At 39.7% G+C, this 9,253-nt stretch carries 11 protein-coding genes; 8 read left to right on the top strand and 3 right to left on the bottom strand.

Annotated elements, in window-relative coordinates; all coding sequences use genetic code 11:
- Positions 1-756 precede the first annotated feature (756 nt).
- From I6F42_RS17645 to I6F42_RS17610, 8 genes are all read left to right on the top strand, one after another.
- Entirely contained in the window at positions 757-1,689 is a 933-nt protein-coding gene (locus I6F42_RS17645; protein ID WP_007579759.1) for a hypothetical protein, read from the top strand.
- Positions 1,690-1,715: 26 nt separating this feature from the next.
- On the top strand, positions 1,716-2,615 hold the full coding sequence (locus tag I6F42_RS17640) for a DUF350 domain-containing protein (RefSeq protein ID WP_197152939.1): 900 nt from the start codon (positions 1,716-1,718) through the stop codon (positions 2,613-2,615).
- A gap of 3 nt (positions 2,616-2,618) precedes the next feature.
- Positions 2,619-4,340, top strand: a complete 1,722-nt coding sequence (locus tag I6F42_RS17635; RefSeq protein ID WP_010554826.1) for a polyamine aminopropyltransferase — start codon at positions 2,619-2,621, stop codon at positions 4,338-4,340.
- Between the two features lie 79 nt (positions 4,341-4,419).
- On the top strand, positions 4,420-4,833 hold the full coding sequence (locus tag I6F42_RS17630) for a YjfI family protein (RefSeq protein WP_004335098.1): 414 nt from the start codon (positions 4,420-4,422) through the stop codon (positions 4,831-4,833).
- A gap of 24 nt (positions 4,834-4,857) precedes the next feature.
- On the top strand, positions 4,858-5,550 hold the full coding sequence (locus I6F42_RS17625) for a PspA/IM30 family protein (RefSeq protein ID WP_004335088.1): 693 nt from the start codon (positions 4,858-4,860) through the stop codon (positions 5,548-5,550).
- 74 nt (positions 5,551-5,624) lie between these two features.
- Entirely contained in the window at positions 5,625-6,263 is a 639-nt protein-coding gene (locus I6F42_RS17620; protein ID WP_024592232.1) for a DUF4178 domain-containing protein, read from the top strand.
- Positions 6,260-6,586: a hypothetical protein gene (locus I6F42_RS17615; protein WP_010554828.1), complete on the top strand. Its 327-nt coding sequence runs from the start codon at positions 6,260-6,262 to the stop codon at positions 6,584-6,586. Before I6F42_RS17620 ends, I6F42_RS17615 begins: the two co-directional genes overlap by 4 nt.
- 15 nt (positions 6,587-6,601) lie before the next feature.
- Positions 6,602-6,787, top strand: coding sequence for a hypothetical protein (locus I6F42_RS17610; RefSeq protein ID WP_024592231.1), 186 nt, complete (start codon positions 6,602-6,604; stop codon positions 6,785-6,787).
- Between the two features lie 29 nt (positions 6,788-6,816).
- On the opposite strand, the gene I6F42_RS17605 is transcribed toward I6F42_RS17610, so the two are convergent.
- The 3 genes from I6F42_RS17605 to I6F42_RS17595 all read right to left on the bottom strand — a co-directional run bounded on the left by I6F42_RS17605 (position 6,817) and on the right by I6F42_RS17595 (position 9,248).
- The gene (locus I6F42_RS17605) at positions 6,817-7,218 is read right to left on the bottom strand and encodes a hypothetical protein (RefSeq protein ID WP_197152937.1); all 402 of its coding nucleotides are present in this window, start codon (positions 7,216-7,218) and stop codon (positions 6,817-6,819) included.
- 10 nt (positions 7,219-7,228) lie between these two features.
- On the bottom strand, positions 7,229-7,762 hold the full coding sequence (locus I6F42_RS17600; RefSeq protein WP_197152935.1) for a hypothetical protein: 534 nt from the start codon (positions 7,760-7,762) through the stop codon (positions 7,229-7,231).
- 109 nt (positions 7,763-7,871) lie between these two features.
- Entirely contained in the window at positions 7,872-9,248 is a 1,377-nt protein-coding gene (locus tag I6F42_RS17595; RefSeq protein WP_010554832.1) for a lyase family protein, read from the bottom strand.
- Positions 9,249-9,253 lie beyond the last annotated feature (5 nt).

The following is a 9,253-nucleotide window of genomic DNA, read 5'->3' as shown; positions in this document are numbered from 1 at the left end:
TCCATGCCGAACTCAGTAGTGAAACGAAACAGCGCCGATGATAGTGTAGCATTTGCTATGTGAAAGTAGGACATTACCAGGCTTCAAATTGTAGAAAGCCCGAATCTAACGATTCGGGCTTTTTTACGTCTGCAGAAAAGTGAAATGCGCGTAATTAATATACACACACATCACAAAACCCCTCAATATCTCAGTCGGCCAATACAGTAGCATTTGCTACGTGACTCTCCACCGTTGTAGATGTGGGCACTACGACATCCTACTGCGTAGCGCACCAACTTTAAATTGTAGAAAGCCCGGATCTAACGATTCGGGCTTTTTTACGTCTGCAGAAAAGTGAAATACGCGCAATTAATGTACACACACCAACACCTAGCACGTAGGTCGGGTGATCGCCGCGACTCCCTACGCTGAAAGTACCCTTATACCAACCTGCATAAATCTTTAATCAATTTAACGAATTAAATTGCACTATACGTCGTTAAAATTTTTTATTTAGAACTACTAGATACAAAAATTTTTGCCTAGTTCTAGCGTAATTTTCTTAACGTTAAATAGACCCCATATATAAGCAGATTGGTATTATAAAGCTTCTACTTCAATTCTAACCTCACGATACGACTCATTATCTTCACTAAATCACAGTCTGATTTAAAAGCTAGCTACTTCTTCTCATTTTGTTGCAATTTCATTCTTGGTTTAATAAGTGACCTGTGTAAAACTACCTGAGTTAATTTAGTAAATCAGGTGACATGAATGTCGAATATTAAAGCTTGGAAACTTATAAGCCTGTTTTGTTTGTTCGCAGTGCTTATGGGTTGTCAATCGAAAGAAGAGCAGCTGCAACAAACAATTCAAGAGTCTATTAAAAAGGTAGATACGGAGCTGTCTCAGCTTGGTACTGCACTCGATAATGGAAGTGTACGCAATGCTGTGTTACTTAAAGAATATGGCGAGCTTCTTAAAAAACAACAACCAGAGCTTACAAAAGTTGTTGATGTAATTACCCTTGATGCAACGCGCCAAGGCGCACTTTATAGTGGCTTAACACAGCGACTTAAAGATATTAAAGGAACTTACTTAATTCCTCCTTACGAAGATACGTTACATAGCATTGATTTGTTACGTGATGCATCTAAACCTACGCTATTTTCTGATGCGTTAACCGATCCTATCAATATGCTAGCTGATATGTCCAAAGGCACTTTAGCGCGTGTAGGCGCAATTAGTAAGCAAGCTGAAGGTGAGGGTGTTGGTAACCAAATGGTAGGTAACCCTAACTATGGTAACTGGCAATCAAATAGTAACGGTATTAGCTTTTGGCAATGGTACGGAATGTACCGTATTTTAGGTGATGTATTTGATCGTGTTGAATATGGAAGCTGGAGTAAGCGCCGAAAGTATAGCTATTACAATGACTATGGCCGCTCGCGTTATTCAAGCCCTAAACAAATTAAAACCCAAAGCGCTTTAGAAACACGCACGCGCCAAACATACCAACGCCAAGGTAAGCAGTTTACAAGCCCTTATGCGAGTAAAAAAACAGGTGCATCAGGTTTAAGCCGTAGTAGTTATACGCCAGCAAAAAGCCGCAGTAGTTATTCTCGTTCGAGCAGTTATAGCAATAGCTCAGGATCGGTGCGTGATAGCGGTAGCAGAACCTCTCGTGGCGTGAGCCGTGGTAAGTAAAAGAATAAAGTTGGAGTTAGAATAATATGTATGAATTTAATGGAATAACTATGTGGTCACTGCAAGCGCTGGCGATTGATTTTACAATTATTGTTTTATTATTTGTAAGCCTTAAATATATAAAAGGCTGGGTTTCAAACTTACATGCAAATGATGAAATAACAGAGCGTGATAACTTTGCTTTTGGTATTAGCTTTGCCGCTGGCTTAGTGGCACTGGCGATTGTATTAACGGGTGTAAGTAGCGGAGCTTTTGCTGCAACACTGCAACAAGAAGCACTACAAATGTTAGCTTATGGCGCATTAGCAATTGTACTGATTAAGTTGGGTCACTTTTTTCAAGATAAAGTAGCTCTTCGTAAAGTAAGCCTGCACGACGAAATCGTTAAAGGTAACGTTACGGCTTCAATAATTGATTTTGGTCATGTTGTCAGTGTTGCTATCGTTATTCGCTCAGCTCTTTTATGGGTAGCTACTGACGGTTGGCATGGTCTTCCAATTGTAATTGCCGCCTTTATTATAGGTAGTGTTGTATTACTACTTGTTAGCCAATACCGAGTGCAGTTATTTAAACGTACAAATAAAAGTGGCGACTGCCTACAACAAGCAATTGTTGATGGTAACTTAGCTGTGGGTATTCGTTACGCTGGATTTTTAGTCGGTAGTGCATTAGCTATTACAGCAGCAACGGGTGTTGCACCTTACGCGGCTGATAATATTAATGCGAGTTTACTATACTGGGCTATTAGCGCAGTAGTGAGCCTTGTTGCATTTATTATTTTGCACTTAGTGACAATTAAAATAATTTTATCTGGTTGCGATATTTCAGATGAAGTTAATCGTCAAAAAAATGTAGGTGTAGCTACTATTTCTGCAGCAGTATCATTTGCTGTAGGTATCACTATGGCAACATTACTAGGCGCATAATCAGTGTCATCAACCAACACTCCCCCAAGTAAGTCTCGCTTACTTGGGCACGATATACTACTTATTACTGTTATGGCCGTGCTTGCTGGGTGCGGCCTTATTTATGAATACTTACTGTCTCATTATGCGGGCCGTGTACTTGGCTCGGTAGAGAGCGCTATTTACGCCATGATCGGTACTATGATTGTAGCAATGGGCTTAGGCGCTTTTTTAGCGCGTTGGTTTAAAGATGCATTTACCGCTTTTGCTTGGCTAGAAAGCATTATTGCTTTGGTTGGCATGGGCTGCATTTTAGCGATAGCGGGTGTAATAGCAGTTAGTTATTCTCTTCCTCATTTATTTTCGAGCATTTTTAATTTACCCCCTGATGTTGTACTTAATGGTTACGTATTTCAAAAGCTACAAGAGTGGTCACGTTTTCTACCTTATGTTTTTGGTTTAATACTGGGCTTATTTATTGGTATGGAAATACCGCTTATAGCGCGCATTCGTCAGCACGTTTATGGCCGTTTTTTAGAAAACAACGCAGGGACTATTTATGGTGCCGATTATATCGGTGCTGGTATTGGTGCAGCCATTTGGGTAAGTATCATGCTCTCAATGCCTATAATGCAAGCTGCAGCGTGGACGGCGTTATTTAATATCATCGCAGGACTCGCGTTTTTATGGCGCTACCATACCCATGTGCGCTTTGCTAAGGCACTTTTAGTTTGCCATATAGTATTACTGGCATTATTTGGCTTTATTTTAGTATTTGGCAGTAGCTGGATGAACAATCTAAGTAATGTTTTATACAAAGATAAAGTAATTTATTCGCAAGCAACTAAATACCAACACGTAGTTTTAACCGAAAGATTAAGCAAAAACCAACCTCAGCCAATTACCGATTTATATTTAAATGGGCGTTTACAGTTCTCAAGTATTGATGAGCAAATATATCATTCAATGCTGGTTTACCCTGCAATGCTTGCTTCTAACAGACACGACCGTGTATTAATAATTGGTGGTGGTGACGGGCTTGCACTTAGAGATGTTTTAAAGTGGCCTGTGAGTGAAGTAACGCTAATAGATTTAGACGCGCAACTACTCAATTTATTTGGTCATAAAGACGGTGACTTTACGCCGCCAGAGCACATCAATAAGCGATTACTACAACTAAACAATAAATCGATGCATGACTCGCGAGCCAACATAATTGTGGGTGATGCATTTTTAGAAGTTGAAAAGCTACTTGACCAATCTAAGCAGTTCGACACCATTTTAATTGATTTACCTGACCCTAATCATCCTGATCTAAATAAAATGTACAGTGACTACTTTTATAATCATGTACGGCAGTTATTAGCACCGGATGGCGCAATGGCGGTTCAATCAACCTCACCTTATCACGCTAAAAAAGCGTTTTTAAGCATTGCAAAAACAGTTAAAGCGGCTGGATTTGAGTATGTTGAGCAGTATCAGCAAAACATACCTTCTTTTGGGCAGTGGGGCTGGACTATAGCGACTAAAATGGGGCAGTCGGCCAGTGGTCGTATTAATGATACGACGGCTATGCCTGTGCCATCAAGGTGGATTAGTAAAGAATATTTATTGGCAAGTTTTGTATTTCCTAACCACTACTTTGAACAAGTTAAAAGTATTGAGGTCAATAGGTTAGGGTCTGGTCAGTTGTATGATTACTACCGAACTGCATGGCAAATAGAAAGCGAATTGTATAAAAACTAATAAAACATGGTTGACATAATATGTCGACCATGAGAATCTTAACTCAGACATAATATGTCAAACGACAAAAGGCAGAGACATGGAATTAAATGAACTTTCAATAAAATTAGCTTCTTTTGAAACTGAAGGCGCTAACTTTGAGTCTTTCTTGATTGCCAACCCAGGCGAGCAAGATGTTTTACAAGTCATTGTTGATGGAAATGATGAGCTTCCAATTTTTGTTACGCAAACGCAAGAGCAGTTATTATGTATTAGCTACTTGTTTGACGAAGATGAAGTTAAAAGTGAATTACGCAACGAGTTAAACGAAACATTACTACGTTTAAACGTGCCAATTCCACTGAGTGCATTTGCTAAAATCGATAACAAATACGCGATTTTTGGTGCACTGTCGGTAAATTCATCATTGGATGACGTTACCCACGAACTAGTGACATTAGCCGATAACGCTATCGATGCACTAGAAGCCGTGACCTTGTATTTAAACGATTAATAGCTAGTTAGTGGAGTTAAGATTATGAGTATTTTAAAAAAATTATTTACAGCAGTACGTGGCGGCGCTCGTGAAGCAGGCGAAGCAATTGTAGACAAAAATGGCATCCGTATTTTTGAGCAAGAAATTGCAGACGCGCAAAATGCACTTCACCGTGCTAAAAAAAGCCTTACTGAAGTAATGGCCAAAGAAATGCAAACTAAGCGTAAAATTAGCGCTGTAGATGCATCAATCGCTGAACATGAAGCGTATGCAGGCCAAGCTCTTGAAAAGGGCAACGAAGCGTTAGCATTAGAAATTGCAGAAAAAATTGGTGACTTTGAAGCTGAAAAAGCGGAAAACGAGCAAGTATTGTCTGGCTTTAGCAATCACATTGTTGCGCTTAAGCAGCAAGTTAAAGATGCTGAAAAATCGATTAAAGAAAATCAGCGTCAGCTTACAATGGTTAAAACCACTGAAAGCGTACAGCAAGCAACAATGGCTGTTAATAGCACGCTTAATACAAACAGCTCGTCTATGACATCGGCTCGTCAATCGCTTGAACGCATTAAACAGCGCCAACAAGATCGAAGTGACCAGCTTGGTGCTGCAAAGCAACTTGAGTCAGACGTAAATGGCGATGACTTAAAAGCAAAAATGGCTGAAGCAGGCATTGGCGACACAAGTCCAAAAAGCGCTGATATTTTAGCTCGCATCAAAGCGAAGCAAAATAGCTAACTATTACGTTTATACTTTAAAAAGGTAACCGAGTTTTTCTCAGTTACCTTTTTTGCTTAGAAGGCAGCCTTCCTATGTTTAATTTTTTCAAATCTAAAAAAGAGCCAGAGCGTCAACTTAATCATCCGAGCGATCTTAAAAAAGGCGACATGTTTAGCGTTATTGATTCATTTGCCTATCCTGCATGGTTAAAGGGTGAAACGTTACGTGTTACTGATATTCAGACTTACCAATATCAGCACAGTAGCGATACTGAATTTGTACTTGAGACAAATAGCGGCCAAGTTGTATTTTTACAAATTGAGCAAGATGATGGCGAAGAGTGGGCTAACTTTTCTATTAAAATTCAGCGAAACGAAGTTGAAGAGATATTTAGCCTTGATGAGTTTGCGCGTATTTTTGATGAAGAGTCGTTAACCCACATTACAGTGCAAAATACACCAGAGCGCTTTATGCAGTTTTTAGCTAAAAGCTACCAACAAAGCGAGTCGCCTTATGTGTGTTATTTCCATAATAAAGATTACCGCAACCAAACTTTGCCTCGCTATGAGCAAGAAGGTGGTGAGCCATGTGAAATGATTTGCTTAGCGTCAGATAATGAAGGCTTTGGTTTAAATATCGAAATTTGGGATGGCGGCGAAACCGAAGTATCGCTAACGCTCATGCGTCCAATGTCAGACATTGTAGACTTGTTTCCCGGAGACGCTAAGTGAGTGATGCTAAAGACAAGTGGTTACGTCAGGAACAAGCTGTACGTGCCACACAAATGGCATTTGATCTAAGCAGCGAAGTTCAAAAACTGATAAAAAAGCAGGCAATTGATCAAGAGCTAACGCCGTCAGATATGATCCGAAAAATACTTGGCTTAGACGTAAAGTCTAAAAAAACGCGTCAACGTTTATCGTTTAACTTAAATGATGATGAAATAGCGCAACTAGCCAGTCGCTTTGATGTACAAAGCGATGATAAGCGAGCCGTAAAGCAACAAGTAGCTGATTTATTAATAGCTCACACTAAAAATAAAAAAGTGAAATAATTTAATTAGGTTTTTATGAATATTGTTTTAATTGCTTACTTAATTATTTTTGCGTTGTTTGGTACTGCGGCGAGTTATTTTGTGCGTTTTATTTATGCATATTGGGTGCTTAAAACAATGCCCATGAAATACATTATTAAAGCGGGGATTTGCGTGGTACTGGTGGTAGTAATTTCAGCGTTAATTCCGTATTTAAGTTAACGCTGAAATTAGCTTATACGCGGCCGTTTTTATTTTATATCAAACGACTGGCATTGGTGGTTAATACACAGCGATTGCACTTCAAGTACAGGAGAACAATCAGTTAAGCCTTGTGCTTTATTTTGTATGTTTTCTTGTTTTGTTATTTGTTGAGCAAGCTGTTCTGCTTCTTCTTGAGATGTGTTTAGCGTTGAATAAACAGCATATTTACTCGGTCCGCCGCATGCGCGGGCGCCCACTTCAAGTACTTTGCACTGAAAGCTTGCAGTGCAGCTGTTATTACTCACCATGTTATTCAGATCATAGTTTAAGTCAGATAAGTTTTTACTTTGCTCATTTGACGTCACAGTACTAGCACAACCACTTAGTAATAAAATGCTGCTAGCAATGCTTAAAATTGATAGTTTAATTGTTGATGGTAAACAACTCATAACGTTATCCTTAAAATGCACTTACCGCTGAGCCTTCAAGTTTAACACATTTATTTTCAACACACTGCGTGCTTGGCGTTGTTAAATGCTGACAAATGCTCATCATCCCTTTTTGTGAATTATAACTACTTTCAAGCTTAGTAATTTTGTCGCTAAGGGCTGCTACTTGTTCCTCAGATGCTGCGTTTGTTGAGTACACAACAAAGCTGCTTGGCCCACCACATGCGCGACTGCCTACTGCATTTACTCTACATTGGGTGCTGGTATCACATTGCTTATCTGTAATTAGCGTATTTAATTCGGTTTTAGCTGTTTTTATATCGTCTATTGAAACGTTTTTTAAATCAGTTTTTGGTATTTTTTCAGCAACTACGTTCTTTTTAGTATTTTCTTGTAATTGAGTGTTCTCTTTTAGCTTTTGTAGCTCTTGCTTAGGTGCTTCAGCTTCTGAGGTGATTGTTACTTGCTGCGTTTCAGTGGGTGCTTTATCTAAGCATGCAGTTAAACACAGTGGTAAAAGTATGGCTAACAATGGGGTACGCATAACAAACCTTGATAGTGATGAAATATTCATCACTATCATACACGGTGCATTTTTTACGGCAATAAAAACTATATTATCAAGTAATTAAAGCCGTGAAAAATATCGTTTATTAAAGTCCACCCTGCGTTAGTTTGGTGGGGTTAAGTAGTTTTTCGAGTTCACTGCGTGGTAAATCAGTTTCTTGTTCGGCTACATCAATAATAGGGCGGGCTTCTTTATAAGCCTGCTTTGCTATTTTTGCTGCTTTTTCATAACCGATCACCGGATTAAGTGCCGTCACTAAAATTGGATTTTTAGCGAGCGCTTTATCTATATTAGGCTGATTTACCTTAAAGCTGGCAATGGCTTTATCGCCCAGCGCTTGTGCGCTATTTGCAAGTAACTCAATACTTTGCAAAATATTATACGCAATGACTGGGAGCATAACGTTTAGCTCAAAATTACCCGCTTGACCTGCTACGGTAATCGTGGCGTCGTTGCCAATAACTTGTGCGCTTACCATGGCTGCGGCTTCTGGTATTACTGGGTTTACCTTACCTGGCATAATAGACGAGCCCGGTTGAAGTGCTTCAAGCTCTATTTCACCTAAGCCCGCAAGTGGTCCTGAATTCATCCAGCGTAGGTCATTCGCTATTTTCATTTGTGCGACAGCGAGTACTTTTAATTGCCCAGAAAGTGCGACGATGGCGTCTTGTGAACCTATATTATAAAAAAAGTTACTACTAGGCGTAAATCTAATGCCTACATTGGCACTCAGATTTTCTGCAAATTTGGCTGCAAACTTAGGGTCTGCATTTATTCCTGTTCCAACAGCTGTACCGCCTTGTGCAAGTTCGCATACACGCTCTAAGCTATGTCTAATTCCTGCTGCGGCATGATTAACTTGTGACTGCCATGCACTGAGTGTTTGATCAAACGTTACAGGCATTGCATCCATTAAATGCGTACGGCCCGTTTTAACTATATGGCCTACTTCAGCTTTTTTCTTTTCCAGGCTTTGCGATAAATTTTCAAGCGAAGGAAGTAATTCGTACACTACATTTATTGCGCTACTGAGTGCGATAGCAGTAGGGACTACATCGTTAGAGCTTTGCCCCATGTTTACATCATCATTAGGGTGAATGCTTTCATTGCCTATCCGGCTAGCAAGCGTTGCAATAACTTCATTGGCATTCATATTTGAGCTTGTGCCAGAACCTGTTTGAAAAATATCAACGGGAAAATGCTCAACATGTTCACCATCAATAATACTTTGGCAAGCTTGCTCAATTGCATCGGCTTTAGCTTTGCTTAAATGGCCTAGCTCACAGTTACTTTGTGCAGCGGCTTGTTTTATATAAGCCAGTGCAGTTATAAATTGCTTTGGCATAGGTAAGCCACTAATGGCAAAATTATTAACCGCTCGCTGTGTTTGCGCCTGATAGAGCGCATCAGTAGGTACTTTTAGCTCGCCCATGCTGTCTGATTCTGTTCTAAAGTTGCTCATAAGTG

The sequence above is a fragment of the Pseudoalteromonas sp. SWYJZ12 genome (assembly GCF_015864395.1).
GTDB lineage: Bacteria > Pseudomonadota > Gammaproteobacteria > Enterobacterales > Alteromonadaceae > Pseudoalteromonas > Pseudoalteromonas arctica.
Note: the sequence above shows the minus strand (reverse complement) of the source record. Positions and strands in the feature narration are given on the sequence as shown.

What these genes read in the sequence shown, in the direction of transcription:
- I6F42_RS17645 (WP_007579759.1), top strand. Translation starts at nt 757, where the DNA reads ATGTCGAATATTAAAGCTTGGAAACTTATAAGCCTGTTTTGTTTGTTC.
- I6F42_RS17640 (WP_197152939.1), top strand. Translation starts at nt 1,716, where the DNA reads ATGTATGAATTTAATGGAATAACTATGTGGTCACTGCAAGCGCTGGCG.
- I6F42_RS17630 (WP_004335098.1), top strand. Translation starts at nt 4,420, where the DNA reads ATGGAATTAAATGAACTTTCAATAAAATTAGCTTCTTTTGAAACTGAA.
- I6F42_RS17625 (WP_004335088.1), top strand. Translation starts at nt 4,858, where the DNA reads ATGAGTATTTTAAAAAAATTATTTACAGCAGTACGTGGCGGCGCTCGT.
- I6F42_RS17620 (WP_024592232.1), top strand. Translation starts at nt 5,625, where the DNA reads ATGTTTAATTTTTTCAAATCTAAAAAAGAGCCAGAGCGTCAACTTAAT.
- I6F42_RS17610 (WP_024592231.1), top strand. Translation starts at nt 6,602, where the DNA reads ATGAATATTGTTTTAATTGCTTACTTAATTATTTTTGCGTTGTTTGGT.
- I6F42_RS17605 (WP_197152937.1), bottom strand. Translation starts at nt 7,218, where the DNA reads ATGAGTTGTTTACCATCAACAATTAAACTATCAATTTTAAGCATTGCT.
- I6F42_RS17600 (WP_197152935.1), bottom strand. Translation starts at nt 7,762, where the DNA reads ATGCGTACCCCATTGTTAGCCATACTTTTACCACTGTGTTTAACTGCA.
- I6F42_RS17595 (WP_010554832.1), bottom strand. Translation starts at nt 9,248, where the DNA reads ATGAGCAACTTTAGAACAGAATCAGACAGCATGGGCGAGCTAAAAGTA.